The sequence below is a fragment of the Selenomonas sp. oral taxon 149 str. 67H29BP genome, from assembly GCF_000146365.1.
GTDB classification, from domain to species: Bacteria; Bacillota; Negativicutes; order Selenomonadales; family Selenomonadaceae; genus Centipeda; species Centipeda felix.
Genome location: NZ_GL397087.1, coordinates 755,798 through 775,891 on the forward strand (window position 1 = coordinate 755,798; position 20,094 = coordinate 775,891).

The 20,094-nt window shown below is 59.9% G+C and carries 20 protein-coding genes and 1 pseudogene; 1 reads left to right on the plus strand and 20 read right to left on the minus strand.

What is annotated here, in order from left to right:
• Positions 1–121: 121 nt before the first annotated feature.
• The 8 genes from HMPREF9166_RS03640 to HMPREF9166_RS03670 all read right to left on the minus strand — a co-directional run bounded on the left by HMPREF9166_RS03640 (position 122) and on the right by HMPREF9166_RS03670 (position 8,854).
• Positions 122–646, minus strand: coding sequence for a flagellar hook assembly protein FlgD (locus HMPREF9166_RS03640; RefSeq protein ID WP_009442705.1), 525 nt, complete (start codon positions 644–646; stop codon positions 122–124).
• 20 nt (positions 647–666) lie between these two features.
• On the minus strand, positions 667–2,373 hold the full coding sequence (locus HMPREF9166_RS03645; RefSeq protein ID WP_009442706.1) for a flagellar hook-length control protein FliK: 1,707 nt from the start codon (positions 2,371–2,373) through the stop codon (positions 667–669).
• A 48-nt stretch (positions 2,374–2,421) separates the two neighbouring features.
• Positions 2,422–3,795 (minus strand): DNA repair protein RadA, encoded by a 1,374-nt coding sequence (gene radA / locus HMPREF9166_RS03650; RefSeq protein ID WP_009442707.1) that lies wholly within the window; start codon positions 3,793–3,795, stop codon positions 2,422–2,424.
• Between the two features lie 323 nt (positions 3,796–4,118).
• Positions 4,119–4,250 (minus strand): hypothetical protein, encoded by a 132-nt coding sequence (locus tag HMPREF9166_RS13240; protein WP_009442708.1) that lies wholly within the window; start codon positions 4,248–4,250, stop codon positions 4,119–4,121.
• Entirely contained in the window at positions 4,240–6,744 is a 2,505-nt protein-coding gene (locus HMPREF9166_RS03655) for an ATP-dependent Clp protease ATP-binding subunit (protein WP_009442709.1), read from the minus strand. The genes HMPREF9166_RS13240 and HMPREF9166_RS03655 overlap by 11 nt, the downstream gene beginning before the upstream one ends.
• A 13-nt stretch (positions 6,745–6,757) precedes the next feature.
• Positions 6,758–7,828: an ATP--guanido phosphotransferase gene (locus tag HMPREF9166_RS03660; protein WP_009442710.1), complete on the minus strand. Its 1,071-nt coding sequence runs from the start codon at positions 7,826–7,828 to the stop codon at positions 6,758–6,760.
• Positions 7,818–8,348 carry a UvrB/UvrC motif-containing protein gene (locus HMPREF9166_RS03665; RefSeq protein ID WP_009442711.1) on the minus strand — a complete coding sequence of 177 codons (531 nt, stop codon included), beginning with the start codon at positions 8,346–8,348 and terminating at the stop codon, positions 7,818–7,820. Before HMPREF9166_RS03665 ends, HMPREF9166_RS03660 begins: the two co-directional genes overlap by 11 nt.
• A 53-nt stretch (positions 8,349–8,401) precedes the next feature.
• On the minus strand, positions 8,402–8,854 hold the full coding sequence (locus tag HMPREF9166_RS03670; protein ID WP_039980962.1) for a CtsR family transcriptional regulator: 453 nt from the start codon (positions 8,852–8,854) through the stop codon (positions 8,402–8,404).
• 76 nt (positions 8,855–8,930) lie between these two features.
• On the opposite strand from HMPREF9166_RS03670, the gene HMPREF9166_RS12860 reads away from it, so the two are divergent.
• Positions 8,931–9,095 (plus strand): secretion protein HlyD, encoded by a 165-nt coding sequence (locus tag HMPREF9166_RS12860; RefSeq protein ID WP_071586072.1) that lies wholly within the window; start codon positions 8,931–8,933, stop codon positions 9,093–9,095.
• 68 nt (positions 9,096–9,163) lie between these two features.
• On the opposite strand, the gene HMPREF9166_RS12865 is transcribed toward HMPREF9166_RS12860, so the two are convergent.
• From HMPREF9166_RS12865 to HMPREF9166_RS03725, 12 genes and pseudogenes are all read right to left on the minus strand, one after another.
• Positions 9,164–9,688: a hypothetical protein gene (locus tag HMPREF9166_RS12865; RefSeq protein WP_009442713.1), complete on the minus strand. Its 525-nt coding sequence runs from the start codon at positions 9,686–9,688 to the stop codon at positions 9,164–9,166.
• Between the two features lie 39 nt (positions 9,689–9,727).
• Positions 9,728–9,823 (minus strand): annotated as a pseudogene (locus tag HMPREF9166_RS13275) (hypothetical protein); the annotation flags it as partial.
• The gene (locus HMPREF9166_RS12875; protein ID WP_039980964.1) at positions 9,808–10,386 is read right to left on the minus strand and encodes a cache domain-containing protein; all 579 of its coding nucleotides are present in this window, start codon (positions 10,384–10,386) and stop codon (positions 9,808–9,810) included. The gene HMPREF9166_RS12875 and the pseudogene HMPREF9166_RS13275, both read right to left, overlap by 16 nt.
• Positions 10,387–10,796: 410 nt before the next feature.
• Entirely contained in the window at positions 10,797–11,777 is a 981-nt protein-coding gene (locus HMPREF9166_RS03685) for a lysylphosphatidylglycerol synthase transmembrane domain-containing protein (protein ID WP_009442715.1), read from the minus strand.
• A 24-nt stretch (positions 11,778–11,801) separates the two neighbouring features.
• Positions 11,802–12,590: a GTP cyclohydrolase FolE2 gene (gene folE2, locus HMPREF9166_RS03690; RefSeq protein WP_009442716.1), complete on the minus strand. Its 789-nt coding sequence runs from the start codon at positions 12,588–12,590 to the stop codon at positions 11,802–11,804.
• Positions 12,590–13,276 carry a 7-cyano-7-deazaguanine synthase QueC gene (gene queC, locus HMPREF9166_RS03695; protein ID WP_009442717.1) on the minus strand — a complete coding sequence of 229 codons (687 nt, stop codon included), beginning with the start codon at positions 13,274–13,276 and terminating at the stop codon, positions 12,590–12,592. The genes folE2 and queC overlap by 1 nt, the downstream gene beginning before the upstream one ends.
• Positions 13,277–13,294: 18 nt before the next feature.
• Positions 13,295–14,005, minus strand: a complete 711-nt coding sequence (rpe, locus tag HMPREF9166_RS03700) for a ribulose-phosphate 3-epimerase (protein WP_009442718.1) — start codon at positions 14,003–14,005, stop codon at positions 13,295–13,297.
• Positions 14,006–14,016: 11 nt separating this feature from the next.
• Positions 14,017–14,886, minus strand: a complete 870-nt coding sequence (gene rsgA / locus HMPREF9166_RS03705) for a ribosome small subunit-dependent GTPase A (protein ID WP_039980966.1) — start codon at positions 14,884–14,886, stop codon at positions 14,017–14,019.
• Positions 14,887–14,896: 10 nt separating this feature from the next.
• Entirely contained in the window at positions 14,897–16,654 is a 1,758-nt protein-coding gene (gene pknB / locus HMPREF9166_RS03710; RefSeq protein ID WP_009442720.1) for a Stk1 family PASTA domain-containing Ser/Thr kinase, read from the minus strand.
• Between the two features lie 54 nt (positions 16,655–16,708).
• Positions 16,709–18,112 carry a penicillin-binding protein 2 gene (locus tag HMPREF9166_RS03715; protein WP_009442721.1) on the minus strand — a complete coding sequence of 468 codons (1,404 nt, stop codon included), beginning with the start codon at positions 18,110–18,112 and terminating at the stop codon, positions 16,709–16,711.
• Positions 18,109–19,380: an FtsW/RodA/SpoVE family cell cycle protein gene (locus tag HMPREF9166_RS03720; protein WP_009442722.1), complete on the minus strand. Its 1,272-nt coding sequence runs from the start codon at positions 19,378–19,380 to the stop codon at positions 18,109–18,111. Before HMPREF9166_RS03720 ends, HMPREF9166_RS03715 begins: the two co-directional genes overlap by 4 nt.
• Positions 19,377–20,090 (minus strand): Stp1/IreP family PP2C-type Ser/Thr phosphatase, encoded by a 714-nt coding sequence (locus HMPREF9166_RS03725; protein ID WP_009442723.1) that lies wholly within the window; start codon positions 20,088–20,090, stop codon positions 19,377–19,379. The genes HMPREF9166_RS03720 and HMPREF9166_RS03725 overlap by 4 nt, the downstream gene beginning before the upstream one ends.
• Between the last annotated feature and the right edge of the window lie 4 nt (positions 20,091–20,094).

Sequence of the window (20,094 nt, forward strand, 5' to 3'; positions counted from 1 at the left end):
CTCTCTGCATCCCATATTCCCTTGGGATATTACGTCCCCATTATAAGCGACGGATACGCATTATGCAACAAGAAAAGGGCGGTACGATACCGATCTTTGGCCAACTGCCCTGTATTTCCGGTTACGTTGCTGAGGCTGTGACACGGCCGACGCGCACCACTTCAGAGATCTGCACCTTATGCGACTGTCCATTGACATCGGCGATAATGCTCGGTGCACCGTCTGTGATGCTGACCCCGATGACCTTGCCTTCAAAGTTCTGCTTCGTTACAGCACCATCTTTTCCCTTCGTCTCTGTAATCCACTGGATTGGCTGTCCAATCATCGAACTGAGCTGTCCGATCAATACCGAAGAATCGATATTGTCAACAATCTTGCTGACCTTCTCCAGCCCCTTGGAGACATTCGTCATCTGCTCGAGCGCGGAGAACTGTGCCAGCTGCGAGAGATACTCCGCATTGTCCTGCGGATTAAGCGGATCCTGATAGCGCATCTGCGTTACGAGCAGCTGCAGAAACGCATCCTTGCCGAGAGCGCTGTTGTCCTTCTTTCCGGCCTTTGCCTGGTTCTGGGCCGCCTCATAGTCGGAGACCTTCTGGATGACGCCGCCGACATTGATGGTATTCAGTGGGTTTGTACTTGCCACTTTTTTTCCTCCTCACATGGTCAGACGCGATAGTCCACACCGTCTGCCGTTACGCCGCCAACGCTTTCCTGTATCGATGCGGGGGTAACGCCATCATCGACGATTTCCCCGTCGAGATAGTCGTCGGCATCACCGCGTGCGTAGACCTGTGTCTCACTGTGCCCTGCCTGCTGCTGCTGCCATGCTTCCTGCCCTTGTCCCTGGGGCATCTGCCCATCGGCAAGTCCCGTATAGACGCCGACGCGATCCACCTTGATCCCCTGCGTGTTCAGCTCCTGCCGCAGCTGGACGAGCGAGTTCTCGATCACGCTGCGCACGTGGGCGTTGTCGCTGTGGAAGGACGCCTGTACCGCACCGTCCGAGCCGACGGCAACACGCAGTGTCAGCTCGCCGAGATGCTCCGGCTTCAGGCGAATGATCATCTGCGTGTCGTTCAGGGTACGCAGAAGCCGTGCCTGCTCGACAATCTGACGCGGAATCTCGTAGTCGGTCTGCGGGCGCTGCGGCACTTCTGCGGCGGGTGCTACCTGCTCCGTCTGGACGGGAGGCGTCCCCGTCTGCACAGAGGCCAGCTGAACGGGCGTCTCCGCCGTGCGCACTGTCGTCTCAAAGGAGACGTTCTCATGCGTCGGTGCTGCCTGGGGGATGCCGCTCTGCATCGGCTGCTGGTTCTGCTCCGCGTTTTCTCCGCTCATATCACGCTGCATTGCATCGTGGCGCATCGTACGCTGTGCGAGAACATCGAGCGGGCTCGGTGCAGGCTGCGTTTCCTCGGTCAGATGCTCACCGACCAGCGCCGCCGCACTCTTCTCCCGCGGCAGAGTCTGTTGCTCCTGCATCGCGGAAACGGCCGCTGCCTGTACCGCGGGCTGCTGCACAACCGTCGGCTGCTCCGCAGGTGCTGCGGGAACGGGGTCCTCCTGCACGACGAGCTGCGATACAGGGGTCTCATCCGTCACCGCGGCCGGTACCGGCGCTGCATCCTCCGCAGACGGCAATGCTGCTGCCTGAAGTGCCGCACGCAGCTGTGCGGGCATCGCCGCATCGAGCGCTGCGAGACGCGCCGCCGCAGCGGCAGGTGCATCCGTCTGTGCCAGCATGACAGCGGTATTCGCCGTCTCCTGCGTCAGCGGTTCACCGGCTAGGGCGCGGAGAAGCGCGTTTCCCTTCTCATCGGTCTGCGGCATCTGCTGCAGCAGATGCTCGACCGCCGTCTGCAGCTTCGTATCACGCAGCTGCTCAGCGGTCAGCCCATAGCGTTCGAGAATATCCGCCAGAGCCGGCGGCAGCTCCCCCTCCGCCGGGGTGCTCTCCACGGGAACCTGCTCCACATCTGCCGGCAGGAGTGCTGTGAGCACGGTTGCCGCCGCTGCGGAGGCTATGGCTGTGTCCTCGGCGGACACGTCCTTCAAGGCGTCGCTTTGCCCTTTTGCCGCAGGCATGGACGCTGTTTTTTTCACATCCTGTGCGTTCTGCGCCATCCCGTCCGTCCCCGTCGCCGCAGGCTTATCCTGTACGGCAGACAGCGAGGAATCACCGGTCTGGATCTTGGTCGCATCTGCACTCATACCCTTTTTCTGCAGTGCGCCCATCGTATCGCTGAACGTATTCTTCCCTGAGGTTGTCTGCGTACGACTGCTCGCCGCTGCGCTGCGCGCTCCCTGCACGCCCGCTGCCGTCGATGCGCCGTCCGTGGTCGATACCGCCATAAGATTTCCGGCATTCATCTACACATCACCTCTTCAATCTCTTTATCGTGGAAATCTTATCTTTTCTTAAATATTTTTTGGCATCGCACACTTTAAGGCATCGCCAATCGTCTCTGCACCGAAGAGTTCCATCCCTGCGAACTTGCCTTTTAGCTGACGGTAGTTCTTCATGGGGATCACGGCGGCGTGAAAACCGAGCCGCTGCGCCTCGATGATTCTCTGCTCCGCCTGTGAGACGGCGCGCACCTCCCCTGAAAGCCCCACCTCGCCGCAGACGACCATCTGCGGGCGCGGCAGACGTCCTGCAAAGCTCGATGCCATGGCAACACAGAGGGCAAGATCCGCCGCCGGCTCATCGAGACGGATACCGCCCGCGACTTTCACATAGACGTCCGCGGCGCCGATCGGCAGACGTACGCGCTTTTCGAGGACGGCGAGCAGCAGCTGGATCCGCTTGACATCCACGGAGTCCGCCGTACGACGCGGCGGCTGATAGGGTGTCGGGGCGACCAGCGCCTGCACCTCGACGAGCAGAGGACGCGTCCCCTCCACCGTCGGCACAATGACCGAGCCGCTCTCGGGGGCGCGCTCGGAGAGAAACAGCTTCGACGCATCGGGGACATCGACCAGTCCGACATCCCGCATTTCAAAGAGCCCCAGCTCGTTCGTGCTGCCAAAGCGATTTTTTACGGCGCGCAGTACGCGATACTCCGCATTTCGCTCTCCCTCAAAATAGAGCACCGTATCGACGATATGCTCGAGGACACGCGGGCCCGCCAGGCTTCCCTCCTTCGTTACATGGCCGATGACAAAGACGGCAATCCCCGCCGTCTTTGCGACGCGCATCAGCTCCATGGCGCACTCGCGCACCTGCGAGACGCTGCCGGGCGCACTCTCGATGTCGGGACGGTACATCGTCTGGATGGAGTCGATGATAAAGAGCGCGGGCTTAACATTTTCTACGTGTGCGCAGATTGCATCAAGATTCGTCTCGCTGACGACGAGCAGCTCATCGGCAACGGCCTGCAGACGATCGGCACGCATGCGGATCTGCCGTGCGCTTTCCTCGCCCGTCACGTAGAGGACACGGCGTCCTGCCCGCGCTATATCCGCCGATGCGCGCAGGGTAAGGCTCGATTTCCCGACGCCGGGATCACCGACGACGAGCACCATCGCTCCCGGTATCACACCGCCGCCGAGAACGCGGTCGAGCTCCCCCGAGCCCGTCGAAAAGCGCGGCAGATCCTCTGCGCGGATCTCCGCAATCGGCTGCGGCGGCTCACCTGACGAGGCGGTACCGCGCCGCTCCTCCGACGGCGGAGCAACGACCTCCTCCACCATCGTATTCCATGCGCCGCAGCCCGGACATTTTCCCATCCATCGCGTATTGTCGTAGCCGCAGTTCTGACAAACGTACATCGTCTTTTTCTTCTTTGCCATAAGATCTCCATCGAAAGAACACGAAAAAGGGACTGTTCCCCCCATCGCTCGCTATGCTCGCCACTTCCCCCGCAAGCGGGGGAAGCTACATGGCGTTATCCCAGCCTTCCCCGTTATCACGGGGAGCGGTCAACGTCAGCCAATCACACATCGCTGTCGCTCGTGTTCTTGGGACGTTTTCCCATACGACCTGTTACCCAATCAGCTTCGTCTTGTGGACTTGCTTCTTGGACAGGTCAGCAAGGGGAACCGCGCAAGCGGTGGAAGGGGCACAAAGACGGGGCTGTTGCACGAAGTCCCTCGCTTCGTGCAACAGCCCCCATTCACCGCAGTAAAATCATTCGCCGCACTGACCGTGCGAGCCAGAACAGCGACCATGCGAAGTTGACGAGAAAGTCCCCCCAACATCCCATCCGCGAGTGCGGCGCAAGTACGTTGCGTCCCTCACGTTTCATGGCATGGTTCCTTCTTATTATTCTTCTTCGTCCGTCGATTGTGCGTCTTGTCCTTCTTCACGAAGTCCAATCCATCACCGAGCTTTCGCACGGAGATGACATCCCCCGCCGCAAAGTCACGGGCGAGCAAACGCTCTGCCAGTGCATCTTCGAGGTTCTTCTGGATGGCGCGCCGCAGCGGACGCGCGCCGAACTTGACATCCGTCCCCTTTGTGATGAGTACGCGCTTCGCCGACGGGCTGACCTCCATGTTGATCTCCTGCTCCGCAAGACGCAGCTTCACATCGCGTAGGAGAATGTCCACAATCTTCGTCAGTTCCGGCTCACCGAGCGCATTGAATACAATCATATCGTCCACGCGGTTGAGGAACTCGGGGCGGAAGATCTGTCGCACCTCATCGAGGACGCGCTTTTTCGCCTGCTCCTCGTCAGATCCTGCCGTCCCGCCGACGGCAAAGCCGATGGTGCCGCGGGTCGAGCGCAGATGATCTGCCCCCGCATTCGAGGTCATGATGATGATGGTATTGCGGAAATCCGTAACGCGCCCCTGTCCGTCCGTCAGGCGGCCGTCCTCCAGTACCTGCAGCAGCATGTGGAAGACATCGGGGTGAGCTTTCTCCACCTCATCGAAGAGAATGATGGAAAAAGGCTTGCGCCGCACGGCGTCGGTCAGCTGGCCGCCCTCCTCGTAGCCGACATAGCCCGGAGGCGCGCCGACCAGACGTGCCGTCGTATGCTTTTCCATGTATTCAGACATATCGAAGCGGATGATCGCATCCTCGGTGCCGAACACCGACTCAGCGAGTGCCCGCGCCAGTTCCGTCTTGCCGACGCCCGTCGCCCCGAGGAAGAGGAACGAGCCGATCGGACGACGCGGATCCTTGACACCGGCACGCGCGCGGCGGACAGCACGCGCCACGGCATGCACCGCTTCGTCCTGCCCGATAACGCGGCGGCCGATCTGCGACTCAAGTGCCAACAGGCGGTCGGATTCCTTGACCGCGATGCGCTGCACGGGAATGCCCGTCCACTGTGCCACCACAGCCGCAATATCGTCCTCCGTCACGCGGATCTCCATGCGTGCATCCTCGCCCTTGCGGGATGCATCGAGCTTCGCGCGCAGATCCTTCTCGCGGTCGCGCAGGTGCGCTGCCGCCTCATAGTCCTGCTTGCTGACAGCGGCATCCTTCTCCTTGACCACCCCTGCGATCTCACGGCGCAGGCCGACCAGACGATCCGTCCCGCCCGCACTCTTCATGCGCACATGGGAGGATGCCTCATCCATCAGATCAATCGCCTTGTCCGGCAGGAAGCGATCCGTCAGGTACCGCTTCGAGAGTCGCACGGCCGCCGTAATCGCCGTATCCTCGATGCGCGCATGATGAAACTCCTCATAGCGACTGCGCAGACCGAAGAGAATCTGCTCCGCATCCGCAGCATCCGGCTCATCGACCGTCACCGACTGAAACCGCCGTGCGAGCGCGCTGTCTTTCGCAAAGTACTTCTTGTACTCGCTGAGCGTCGTTGCCCCGATAATCTGCATCTGACCGCGCGCAAGAGCGGGCTTCAGGATGTTTGCCGCATCGAGTGCGCCCTCGGCACCGCCCGCACGGATGAGCGTGTGAATCTCATCGATGAAGAGAATGATGTTCTTCGCCTTGATGACATCATCCACCACATTTTTCAGACGCTCCTCAAACTCACCGCGGTACTTCGTACCCGCGACGAGTGCCGTCATCGACAGCGTCACAATGTGCTTGTCCTCAAGCAGAAAGGGCACCTCTCCGGCGGCAATGCGCCGTGCCAGTCCCTCGGCGATGGCCGTCTTGCCGACCCCCGCCTCACCGAGCAGGAGCGGATTGTTTTTCGTCCGCCGTGCCAGAACCTGAATCACGCGATCAATCTCCGCCGTACGGCCAATCACGGGGTCAAGACTTCCTGCCCCGGCCGCTGCGGTCAGATCCGTGCCAAACTTTTTCAGTGAGGCGGGCAGCCCCTTGCGCGTGTCCTTGCCGCTCTTGCGGCGCGCGAATTTCTCTTTGACCTCGTCCTCCGTGTCGTCCATCTTGGCACTCACCTCGCTCTGCAGAGCCTCGATATCGACGTCGAGATCCTCCAGTGTACGGACAGCCGTCCCCTCACCTTCGGAGAGCAGACTGAGCAAAATATGCTCCGTTGTCACGAAGGAGCGCGCTTCACGCGCCGTATCAATCGCCCCCTGCATGACGCGCTGTGCGCGCCGCGTGTAGTAGGGCGTCTCCTCTGGGGTCAGGACGTCTTGAAAACCGTCCCCCTCCCGAATCACCTGCTCTGCGCTGTCGTAGTCCACGCCGAATGTATCCAGCGTCTCGGCGGCAATCGTATCGCGCATGTGCAGAATACCGAGCAGCAGCTGGCCGGTACCGATATACCCCTTGCCGCGCCGCTGTGCAATATACTGCGAAAACTCCACGGCCTTAATCGCCGTCTGCGTAAAAAATTGACGGTAGTTCAAGCTGTTCCCCTCCTTACCCCTGTGTTCTGTATCGATCTAAAATCGCGCGCACACGCGCTGCGCGCATGCCAGCGATCTCCCCCGCGGACTGTTCCGCCCCGCCTGCCATATACCGAAGATAGGCATCGCGCGCCGCAACCATGATCTCACCGTAGCAGTCCCCCGACACCCCGGTGATGATCCCACGGTCTATACCATAACGCACACGCGAGAGCAGGTCAAGTGTTTCCTCCTCTGTCAGTGACCTTGCATACGAAAGAATTCCGAATGCACGCCAAACGCCATCCTCAACACTGTCCTTTCCGACGTAGGAAAGTGCCTTGCGTGCACGCCGCTCATGTGCGGTGATCTCTCCCACGGCAGCGCGTAGGTTCTCGATGATCTCTGCCTCTGCATAACCGAGGGTGAGCTGATTGGAAATTTTATAGAGATGCGCGCCCTCGCCGCCCCCATAAAGCGGCTGAACGGCAAGGCCAAGCTGCGGAAACGAATGACTGATGTTCTCGATGTTGCGCGTATAGACCAGCCCCGGCAGATGGACGACGACCGAGGCGCGCAGTCCCGTGCCGAGATTTGTCGGCTGTGCCGTCAGATAGCCCATGCGCTCGTCGAAGGCAAGATCCAGCTTCGCCTCAATAAAGTCGTCCACCTTCGCCGCCGTGCGAAATGCCTGCGCAACGGAGAGACCGGGCGTCATCACCTGTATCTTGAGATGATCGTCTTCATTGATGAGAATGCTGATTCCCAGATCGGCACTGATGTAGGCTGCGCGCTGCGGCTGCCCCGCAGCGAACTTCTCACTGATGAGCCGCTTTTCGATCAGCACCGCCCGTTCTACATCCGTCAGCGCGTCGACAGCGATGCGCTCAAACGGCTGCCCGAACACTGTGCTGATATTGGCCAGTGCCTCATCCATGATGCGCCGTATCTCCGCCAGCTGATCCTCATCGGCACGTCCCGGAAACGGCAGGCGCAGAAGATTGCGGGCAAGGCGTACGCGACTCGAGAGCACGACATCGGCATCCTGTCCCCCCGCAGCAAACCACGGAAGCCGCTCCGCACGCAGGAGATCCTCAAGCGCCATGACTGCTCTCCTCCATCCGCTGCTCCAGCGAGCGAATCCGGTCGCGCAGCTCTGCCGCCTTTTCATACTCCTCATGGGCGACGGCTTCCTTTAGGCGCGTGCGGAGCTGCTCCGCCTCACGGCGCAGCATGATCCCGCTGCCTGAGCGGCGCGGAATCTTTCCACGGTGAATACTCGCTCCATGGATGCGCCGCAGGAGCGGCGCGAGCTCATGATGAAATGTCTCATAGCAGACCGAGCAGCCGATCTGCCCCGTCTTCGAGAGATCGTCAAAATGCATCCCGCAGTTCGGACAGGTAATGCGCGGTGCATCCTCCTCCTCTGCGTTCTCCTCCTGATTGCTGCCAAACAGTCCCTTCAGGAAGTCATCCGCCGAAACATTCTCCTGCTGCGCGCGAAGGATCGACGCACCGTAGCGCGCGGCGCAGCTCATACATATATTCTTTTCACTCTTGCCGCCCGGCCCGATCTGCACGATGTGCACAATCGCCTCATTGCGGCCGCATTCCTCACAGATCATCAATGTGTCCTTCCCAATGGTCTCCGCCGTCTTCTATCTATGTTATCGAACGGCTACGTAAATTTCTCCAGTGTCAAAAACATCGTCTTTAACATTTGGACGCGCTCCTTCGCATCGAGTGACTCCGCATGAAAGAGCCCTGTTAGCATCTGCAGCATCAATGCTGCTTCACGCGTCTCAATCATCCCATGCTGCATGAGATAGCGCAGCATGGCCTGTACGGACTCGCAGTCCGTATTCTCGTCGATCTTCGACATCATATCCCGGTAAACCAGATCATGGAGCGGCACCTGCACAATGCGGATGAACCCGCCTAGGCCACGCCGTGACTCCACCACGAAGCCCTTATCCTGCGTAAACCGCGTTGAGAGCACATAGCTGATCTGGGACGGTGCACACGAAATCTCATCGGCAATATCCGTCCTGCGCAGTTCGACCTTCCCGTCCTGACGGGCGGCCAGCTGGCGCAGGATATAGGATTCTATCATATCGGCAATGTTGCTCATCATACCACCTTCTTTGTGTTCTTTGCATATTTGATATTATTATATTTGACTTTTTGATTTTTGTCAAATATATCTCATGGAATCGCTGATAAAACAGTCCCTTGGATTGGTGCGGATTTTTTGTCCTGTCAAGGAGACAAACCGGACGCATAGCAGAGGCTATGTGGAGGATTCTAGGGCACAGACAGGGCGAAAAAGATGTACTAAGACGGCGTTGCTGAATTTATCAGTGCTTCCTTAAAAACACGAATGCCGCAGGGCGTCAGCGTTGACGCCCTGCGGCATTCAAATTTCTCTCTCGATCAGTTTTTACAGGTGGAACTTCTGCACCTCGTTCTGGAGTTCCTGTGCAAGCGTCGCAAGCGTATTGCTTGCATCTGCCATCTCGTGCATCGCAGCAGCCTGCTCCTCCACAGCTGCCGAGATGGTCTGCGTATCATCCGCTGCCTTGCGCGAGATGTCTTCGACGCGCTTCAACGATTCGATCATGTCATCCCTTGCCTTGCTGACAACACCAACTTCGTCCGAAGCAAGGCGAATGTTCCTGCCAAGTTCCGTAAAATTCTCCGCCACAGTACGGAACGCCTCACCCGAGGACGCAACGACAGAGGCCCCCTCATCGACGTTCTCATTCCCCTGACGGATGGCGGCAACAGCATCTGCCGTATCTTTCTGTTCCGCTGCTCCCTCTGCAAGCGAGGTGGTGTTCTGTGCGACATGCGTAATGGATTCGAGGGTCTCCTGTGTGCTCGCCGTCAGCTGCTCCGACGACGCCGCAACAGTCTCTGCCGACCGGGAGACATTCGACATGACCTCACGCAGACGATTCTTCATCGCGTTTGCACTATGTGCAAGTATACCGATCTCGTCTTCGCGGGATTCGTCCAGATCAGCAACGCGAAGATCGCCCTTTGCAATCCTTCCCAGGCTCTCGGTGAGATCCTCAATAGGCTTCAGTGATCTGCCGATATTGCCACATAGGAGAGCACACTCAGAATGAGAATGACGAGGATAGAGGCGACGACCGTAACCATGAGGAACTGATGGCGCACATCATCCATGACATACGAGCCGATACCGACGAATAGCATGCCAATCGCCTGACCGCTCGCATTTCGCAAAGGTACGTACGCCCCCAGATAGTCGATGCCGTCAATCGCTACCATACCGCTGTGTTCCTTATTCCCTTTAATGACAATATCGGCCACCTCTGCGCTCGCCTTTGTGCCGACATTGCGTTCTCCGTTTGCCTTCTTGAGGTTCGTCGAGACACCGACATCCTCTGCAAAGAAGGTGACGTGGCCCTGACAGATCTCGCCGAGTTTGTCGGCAACCACCTGATTGTCGCCGAAACGGTGATCGCCCTTATAGAGCTTTCCGTCCTGCAGCGACCAATCCCCCGGGTAGCGGACATCCATGTTTTCAAAGATCAGCTTGACATTTAATACTGCCTGTGTCTGCAGGGCAGAGTTAAAGCCGCTGTTGGCACTCTCCCATCCGATCAGTGCCATGCAGACACAGATCAGCACCACACACAGATCAGCACCACACACAGATCAAAAAACAAGACAGATTTGGTTCTAAGTCCCATTTCTTACACTTCCCCCTTAATGGAATGATGCAGCATTCTCCGGCCAGAGCACCGAAGCCGTCGATTTCCATATCAGCTCCCATGGCCGACATAGTAAGTTAAGTATAGTATATCCATATTTCATACTGCTATAAAGATGTTTATTTTTATTCTTATGGAATTACAGATTGAAACTCCGTCTCTGGATTGACGCAATTTTTGTGATTGAAACGAAAGGAATGCGATTCGTCAACTTTATTGAAGCAATCGTAAAGGAATAGGAGAAAAGAGGTCGTCACGAGCTGAATCCCCCCCACATATTTCACAACACAAAAAATCTGCACGAGCGGATGTCGTGCAGCCGGAGATAGCTCAATACCGCCGTAAAAACTCACGGCCAAAGACGGTAACGGTGTAGTAAAAACCGATGAGAAATGGAAGATACTCGGCGATGAGCCGCCAGCAAACGGCAACGATGCCAACCGTCCCCGCAGGGACGACGGAGGAAAAGAGGAGGACGAATCCGCCCTCAGCGATGCCCGAGCCGCCCGGCGTTGGACTAAAGTAGAGGAGCATATTGAGAAAGATCATGCGCCCCATGACGGTGTACCAATCGGCATCCGTGACGCCGAGCCCCAGCAAGAGACATGGCACAACGGCGTAGATACAAAGGAGGTTCAGCCCGGACTCGACGAATACCACGAGCATCTGACGCGGCGCGTCGAGCAGAAGGGAGATGGCGCTCTTCGTGTCGCGGTAGAAGGCAAAGAGCTTGCGTCGCCGATGGTCGCGCAGGCGTCGCGCGATCCGCACGACGAGATAGTCCAGATAGCCGCGCCGTGCGCTGACGACGATGAGAATGATGCCGACAAACGCGGTGAGGGTAATCGCCATGAGAACATCGTTCGATATCCCCGGGACAATGCCCTCATCGTGCAGGAAAATCAGCGGCATGCAGAGGGCCAAAAAGAAGATCGAGAGCAGCGTGCGCACGATGACGAGCACGGCCGCCTTCCCCGTAGGCACACCCGCATGGCGCAGGAACATGACCTGTGCCACGGCGCCGCCCGTTGCACCAGGGGTCAGAAGGGCGAGAAAATAGTTGCCGAAGATCACCTGCACCGCCTGATAGAGTGTAATCCGTTCATTTGAGATGCGGACGAGATGCATCAGGCGGCTGCCGTCAAAGAACATTCCAAATGCGATAGCGCAGAGCGCGAGGGCGAGCGACCACGGCTGAAATTGATTCAGATTCTGCAGCGTATTGATGTCCACCGTCGTGTAGATGACGGCGGTCGAGATGCCGACGACAAGAATGAAAAGGAGGAGGAAGCGTCGTATGAATTTGCGCATAATCTGCCTCTCCTCCCCTTTTCTCTAATTCAACCATTCTTCATGTGCCGCAAAGGCATTGTGGCTGTGGATGGACTCCTCATTCTCACAGGCGAGCGAGAAGTACGCAAGCCCCGGCAGCTGCCGGAGAGCAAGGACTGTATCACGCAGGATATCCTCGACAAATTTCGGATGCTCGTACGCTTCCTCTGTGACGTATTTCTCATCGGCGCGCTTCAGCAGCGGATAGATGGGCGCAGAGCCCTGCTGCTCGAGAAGCTTCGCCAGATCCTCGATGCAGATGCACGGCACGCTCTCGTGGAAGCGAAGCCGCACGCATGCCCGCGAGCGCTGATTGTGTGCCCCATAGGAGGAAATCTCCTTGCTGCACGGACAGAGCGAGGTGAACGGCATGGACAGTCCCAGCTCAAACTCCATCGGCAGCCCGCGCCGCTTGCGTCCCGTAAAGGACGCATCGACATCGAGGAGGGAGGTGCGTCCGCTGACGGGTGCTCTCTTTTCGAGGAAGTAGGTAAATGCGAGCCGCACCTCTGCCGCCTCGGCGTGGAGACGATCAAGTGCCTCCGTGAGCATCGCATCCATCTCCTCCTCGGCGAGAGGCTTCTCGCTCCACGGAAGCAAAATCTCGAGGAAACGGCTCATGTGCGTTCCCTTGAACTCCATCGGCAGGGAGACGGTGAAGGTAATCGTAGCCAGCACCTGCTGATAGCCGCCCGCCTGTTTTTTGATGAGAAAGGGAAGGCGTACGTCCTTGACCCCGACGCGCTGAATGGCGATGCCGCGCCCGTCCTCCCTGCTCTGTACGTCCTGCATCAGTTCTTCCCCTCAGCATACGGGATGGGATCATGCAGACCTGCCTCAGCAAAGCCGCGCAGCCGCAGAAGGCAGCTGTCACAGACGCCGCACGCCACAGAGCCGCCCTGATAGCAGCTCGTCGTCAGGGCGTAGGGCGCGTCGAGCGCATCGCCGCGGCGGATGATCTCCCCTTTGGAGAGATGCTGGAGCGGCGTCTCGATGACGATGCGCCGTCCATTCTCTGCCGATGCCGCCGTCGCCGCATCGGCCGCGCGCTGAAACGCCGCAATAAATGCGGGGCGGCAGTCGGGATAGCCCGAGTAGTCCACAGAGTTCACGCCGATGTAGACGTGCGCTGCGCCGACGCGCTCCGCATAGCCGACGGCGTAGCTGAGGAAGATGAGGTTGCGAGCGGGCACGTACGTGACGGGTATGTCCGTCCGCTCCGCATCGCCCTGAGGGACATCAATGGCACTGTCGGTCAGCGCCGAGCCGCCGATGGCGTCCATATTCGTTTCGATGATGAGATGCTCTGCCGCATGGTAGTGAGCGGCAATGCTCTTTGCCGCATCCAGCTCACGACTGTGGCGCTGATGATAGTTAAAGCTGATCGGATAGAGCTCCTGTCCCGCCGCATGGGCGATCGCCATGCAGGTACAGCTGTCCAGTCCGCCCGAGAGCAGGATGACCGCGCGTTCTCCCATACTGTCCCCCTCTCTCAATCAGCCGCGCAGCGACGCGATGGCGGCAGATACATCTGCCGCACCGTAGATATACGATCCGGCGACGAGCACATTCGCTCCCGCAGAGCGGACGGACTCCGCCGTCTCTGCATTGATTCCGCCATCGACCTCGATGTCGACATCCAGCTCATTCCCCTCAATCGTATGGTAGAGGGCATGTATCTTCCCGAGCGTGTTCTCGATAAACTTTTGCCCGCCAAGGCCGGGGTTCACCGTCATGAGGAGCACCATGTCGACATCGTCGATCAGCTCCTCGAGCGTGTAGATGGAGGTGCCGGGATTCAGTGCGATGCCCGCACGGCAGCCCGCCGCCTTGATCTGCTGGATGACGCGGTGCGCGTGACGCGTCGCCTCGACATGAAAGGTGATGATGTCCGCCCCCGCGCGCGCAAAGCTCTCGATGTGCGTCTCGGGGTGCTCAACCATCAGATGCACGTCAAAGACCGTCTTGGACACCTTGCGCAGGCTCTCAACCACACATGCCCCCATCGTGATATTCGGCACAAACGTCCCATCCATCACGTCAATGTGGATGTACTCTGCTCCCGCTTCCTCGACGCGGCGCACCTCTGCCCCGAGATTCGCAAAATCCGCCGAGAGGATGGACGGCGCAACAATCGTCGGACGCTCAACGTGGATATGTGCCTCTTCCTCCATGATCTCTTCTTCGTATTCGTGTTCATGTGCCATGGATCTGTCTCCTATTTTCTAGCCGACCGAATTTCTTTGAGAAGTGCGATGTAGGCATCGTACCGCTCACACGCGAGCCGCCCCTCCTCTGCCGCCGCCTTGACGGCACAGTCCGGCTCATGACTGTGGCTGCACGGCGTAAAGCGGCATCCCAGAAAATGCAGGAACTCAGGAAAGCAGCCCGCGAGGTCGTCCGCTGCGACGCCCGTCAGTTCCTGCTGGGTAAAGCCCGGCGTATCGACAACATAGCCGTCCGCAAAGGGAAGGAGTTCGGCGCGGCGCGTCGTATGCCGCCCGCGTCCGATTTTCTCACTGACTGCCCCCACCGCCAGACCGAGGGACGAATCCATCGCATTGAGCAGGGAGGATTTTCCTGCGCCCGATGGCCCCGCAAAGACGGTGATCTCACCGCTCAGTCTTTCCCGCAGTGCCGCAATGCCCGTCCCCTCCGCTGCCGAAACGGGAAGGACAGGATACCCCGCCGCCTCGTACGGCGCGCAGAGGCGCGCTGCTGCCTCCCCGTCGATCAGGTCAATCTTGTTGATGCAGAGCACGATGTTCCGTATGCCGCTGTGTTCGGCGAGCACGAGAAAGCGGCTGACGACAAGCGGGTGCGGGTCAGGTGACGCCGCCGCCGCAGTGATGACGATCTGCGTGAGGTTCGCCACGCGCGGACGCGCGAGGAGGGACGTACGCGGCTCTGTCCCCTCGATCACGCCTTCACCGTCTGCGCCGCACGCTACATGCACAACATCGCCGGGAAGCAGTGCATCCCGCCCGCGCATACTCTTTCCGCGCAGCTTGCATAGCATCTCCGCACCATCCACAGAGACGTGGACAACGCTGTTGTAGACCTTCAGAATCCGTCCGTACTGATGCACAGCCACCTCCCTACTCTGTCTTTTCCGTCTGGATACGTCGTCCCGCAGAGCCTTTATCGCTCTTCTTCGGTTCGCTGTTTTTCCCGCTGCTCTTCGTCTCAGCGCCCTTGCCGCTCGAAACGGTCAGGCGCACAGCTGTGCCGGCCTCCGCCTCCGTCCCCGCCGCAGGCGACTGACGGATGACCGTTCCTTCCGCCTGCGTGCTCGTTTCCTCCGCCGTGCTGCCGACCTTCAGGCCGCTGCCCTCCAGCATCGCGCGTGCGCGATCGAGCGGGACTCCCTGTACATTGGGAACAGCGACCTTCTTGACCTTCTGTCCCTTGCTGACGGTGATATCGACACTCTGCCCCTTGCTGATACGCGACCCGCTGCGCGGATCCTGCGAAATGACCGTACCGCTGTCCTCATCCGAGTACGTCTCGTATGCCGAACCGAGACGCAGGCCCATCTTTTCGAGCTTGCTGATCGCGTCTTCTTTTTTCAGTCCGCGCAGGTTCGGCATCTCAATCTCCTCGCCGCCCTTGCTGACGTAGATGGTGACCGTACGCTCTTCCTTGACCGTCACGCCCGCCTCGGGGGTCTGTGAAACGACGATGCCGACGGGCACGGACGCATCATAGGTCTCCGCCACGGTGACGCGCAGATGCTGATCCTCGAGGATCTGACGTGCGAGCGTCAGCTGCTTTCCCGTTACATCGGGCACAGTGACCTCAACCGAGCTCCAGAACTTGCCGAAGCTGAGGAAAAATCCAGTGAAAAATCCCAGGAGAAGAACGAGAACTATGCCGAACTTAAACTTCTTTTTCTGATAGAACGGACGCTCATTCGTCGGTACGGGTTCCGCATCATCCTCCATCGGCACGGCAGCGTGAATCTCCTGCGCCTCCTGCGGGCTGAGGACGCGCGTCGCATCCGGATCAAAGGCAGGGACGGCGGTCGTCTGATCGCCGTGCAGCAGCTGCTCCGTATGAGCGATATCCACAGCAAGGGTGCTGCTGTCCGGCCGCTGTGCGGGATCCTTCGCCATCATGCGTGCCACGAGGGCCTCAACAACGGGAGAAATGCCGGGCACGAGGCGGCGGAGCGGCTGCGGCTCCTCCTCGAGATGCTTGCGCGCAATGCTCACTGCCGTATTGCCGTCAAAGGGAATATGACCCGAGAGCATCTCATAGAGGACAACGCCGAGGGAGTACACGTCGGACTTCGGCGTGATGATCGTGCCTCGCGCCTGCTCCGGGGAGAAGTAGTGCACCGAGCCCATGATGTTGTCGTTGTATGTCATGGTGGACTCGGTGACCGCGCGTGCGATGCCGAAATCCGCCACCTTGACATTTCCGTCGGGCATGACGAGGATGTTGTGCGGCTTGATGTCGCAGTGCACGAGATTGTTCGCGTGCGCCTGTGCCAGTGCACCGGCAATCTGTTTTGCTATGTGGAGTGCCTGTGCCACAGGCAGCGCTCCCTCTTCCTTGATGCGTTCCTTCAGTGTACGCCCCGGCACATACTCCATGACGATGTAGTGACGCCCTTCAGCGACACCGACATCGTAGACATTGACGATGTTGGGATGCGTAATGCGCGCCGCAGCCTTTGCCTCACGCTGGAAGCGACCGATAAACTCCGTGTCGTGCTCATACTGCTGATGCAGAATCTTTACGGCAACCGTGCGTTCCAGGAGCTGATCTTTCGCCCGATAGACATCTGCCATGCCGCCGCTGCCTACGAGCATCTCCAGTGCGTAGCGTCCATCCAAGACACGCTCGACCATGTTTGTTCCTCCTATCGCCTCTGCCTGTAGGGGGAGGCTCGATGTATGAGGGTGTCAGCCCTCGAAATATGTACGTATGATCTGACGGGCGATGCCCGCTGCGGCTCTGCCGCCAAAGCCTCCCTCCTCCACGAGGACGGAGAGGACGATCTTGCGTCCGCCGCGCTCTGCCGAGCCGATGAACCATGCGTGATCCGTACCGGTGGCGTTCTCCGCTGTACCGGTCTTGCCCGTCACACGCACGCCCGCGACATCTGCCGCCGTGCCTGTCCCGGAGGCGACAACCCCCGCCATGTCCCCGTCGATGATGCCCGCACGCTCGGGGGTCGTCGCCGTCCGCCATACCTTCGGGCTGGATGTCTCCAGTGCGATTCCGCCCGTCGTCAGGACGGCATCCACGAGGTAGGGCTGCATGATACGCCCGCCGTTTGCGAACGCATCGGCAACGAGTGCCATCTGCAGCGGCGTGACGAGCAGCTGCCCCTGCCCGAAGCCGAGCTGAGCGATCTCCCCATCACTTAGCCCGCGCAGGGCGGGAACGTGTGCCGCCGCCATGGAAACCTCCGGCGCGCTTAGCTCTGCCCCGATCCCGAAGCGGTCAAAGGCATCACTGAGCCCCTTGTCCCCCATGCGCATGGCGAGGGTCGCAAAGGTGATGTTGCACGATTCGCGCAGGGCATCCGCCAGACGCAGACGCCCGTGTACCTCGCCGTGCGGCTCATGCAGGACATAGTCCCTGCCGATCGCGAGCTCACCCGTGCAGTCGAAGATCTCATCCGTCGTCGTGACGCCCGTGGCGAGCGCTGCATCGGCGACCAATGTCTTGAAGGTCGAGCCGGGCGGGTAGAGCCCTTGCGCGGCACGATTGACGAGCGGGCTGTCCGCACGCGATGAGAGCGTATCCCATGAGCGCTCGGTCACGGACGGGTCAAAGGACGGCGTACTCACCATCGCTAGGAGGGCGCCCGTCTCCGCATCCATTACGACGACGGCACCACGGTGCTCGCCGAGAGCACGGTACGCGGTCTGTGAGAGCTCCGCATCGACAGTGAGGCGGACATCATAGCCCGCATCGGCGCGGAGCAGTGTACGCAGCGGCCCCATGCCCGCGACATCGTTCGTTACACCGCTGAGCGGCGTTCCCTCCGTCTGTTCGATGCCCGTCGCCCCATGGCGATCCGTGCGGTACCCTGTCACAGGGGCGAGCACAGCGCCATAGGGATAGGAGCGGTTTCCTGCAGCATCGCTCTCCGCGAGAACGCGCCCCGTATGATCGAGGATGCGCCCGCGCCGTATATCCTCCTCCATGAGAGCAGAGCGCATATTGAGCGGATGCGCAGCGAGCGACGCGCCGTCCCACACAGAAATCTTGACCAGATAGAGAATCTGGACGGCGATGAGGACGAGGAGGCAGGCTGCCGCCGCTGCGATATGGCGGCGCATTTTTCCATCCGTCATGATGCCGCCTCCTTGCGTGGGGCAGAGAGCGCAGTCAGAATCCCGAGGAAGACAAAACTCGCCGCCATCGAGCTGCCCCCGTAGCTGACAAATGGCAGGGTAATGCCCGTCAGGGGCAGGAGCTTCGTGACGCCCGCCACAATGATGAACGCCTGCAGCAGGAGCGCGACCGCAGCCCCCGCAGCGAGGAGCGTCTCCTCCATCCGCGTCTGCCGCAGCGCGATCTGAATGCCGCGCCAAAAGAGCAGCGCATACGCCATGAGGACAAAAACGGCACCGATCAGCCCAAATTCCTCAGCAATCGCCGAAAAGATAAAATCGGTGTGCACCTCGGGGATGAGCCCGGGATGACCTTCGGAGAGCCCTGTCCCCCAGATGCCGCCGCTGCCGATGGCAAAGAGGGATTGGACGATCTGATACGACATCCCGTTGGGATCTGCCCACGGGTGCATCCAGATATCAAAGCGCACGCGCACGTGCCCAAAGAGCATATAGCTGAGTGCCGCCGCAGCCAGAATGAACACGCCGGCGAGGAACACATACGACTTGCGCCCCGTCCCCATATAGGTCATGACCACCGCCATGCCGAAGAAGAAGAGCGCCGCGCCAAGGTCATGTGCAATAACAAACATCAGCACCGAGAGCCCCCAGAGTGCCACGAGCGGCGCGATAAAGCGCACGGGCGGCAGATGAAGAAAGGCAACGCGGCGCGCCGGCAAGGTCAGCACGGCATGATGATCGGCAAGATACGCCGCGAGGAAGAATACGAGAAGAATTTTCCCAAACTCCGAGGGCTGCACAGAGAATGCTCCGAACGCCAGCCAGTTCTTATTGCCGCCAATGGAGACGCCAAAGAGCAGCGGCAGGAGCAGAACGATGGTCGTCGCTGCACCGAGCACATAGGGGTAGGCGAGCATCCGACGCAGCCGTGCCCAAAAGAGGAGCACCAGCATCCACGCGGCGGTGCCGACACATGCCCAGCGCAGCTGGGCGGCAAAGAGATCGGGCTTCAGCCGCGCCACCTCGATGAGCCCCACAGCGAGTAGTGTATAGGCAAGGGCAAGCGGTACCGTGTCCAGATGACGCCGCGCCGCCAAGATGTACCCCGCCGCACCGCAGAGCACGAGGACGCCGAGATCGGGCAGATAGGGCAGATCTCGCTGCCAGTCAAAATGCCACCCCGGCTGTCCCGCCCCATGCTTCAGCAGGAGAACACCGAGCCCGCAGAGGAGAATGCCCAGCGGGGCGAGTCTCGTCTTGAGCATCATGACGGATCACAGGCGATGACAATCGCCGTCACATTGTCCGTTCCGCCCGCATCGAGGGCACACTCCACCATCTGCCGCGCTGCATCGTCGGGATTCCCGCCGAGCAGCGCACACAGATCCGCATCCTCCACCATATTGGTCAGACCGTCCGTGGCGAGGAGGAAGCGGTCTCCTGCCATGACGGGGAACGTATCTCCATCCACGTGCAGGCGCTCCTCGACCCCGACGGCACGCAGCAGATAGTTCTTGCGCGGATGATGCTGCGCCTCCGCCTCGCTCAGTTCCCCACGGGCAACCAATTCCTCCACGTAGGAGTGGTCGCGCGAAATCCTGCGCAGCGCCCCGGCGCGCAGGAGATAGAGACGGCTGTCACCGACGTGCGCATAGCACGCCGTCTGCGCCTCCTCGTCGATATGGAGCACCGTCGCCGTCGAGCCCATCCCCTCATAGGCGGAGTTCTTGGCGGCAGCATCCAGCACCTGCTGATTGGCGCGCAGGACGGCACTCTTGAGCGCTGCCGTGTCAATGGGCTCTCCGGCATTTGCCATATCATGCACAGCGGCGACGACGATGCGGCTTGCCACCTCGCCTGCCGCGTGTCCGCCGAGCCCATCCGCCACGACGTAGACAGCGGGCGAAAACACGCCGCAGCTGTCCTCGTTCGATGTGCGCACGCGTCCGATGTCCGATGCGCTTGAAACCTCGATCATGTAT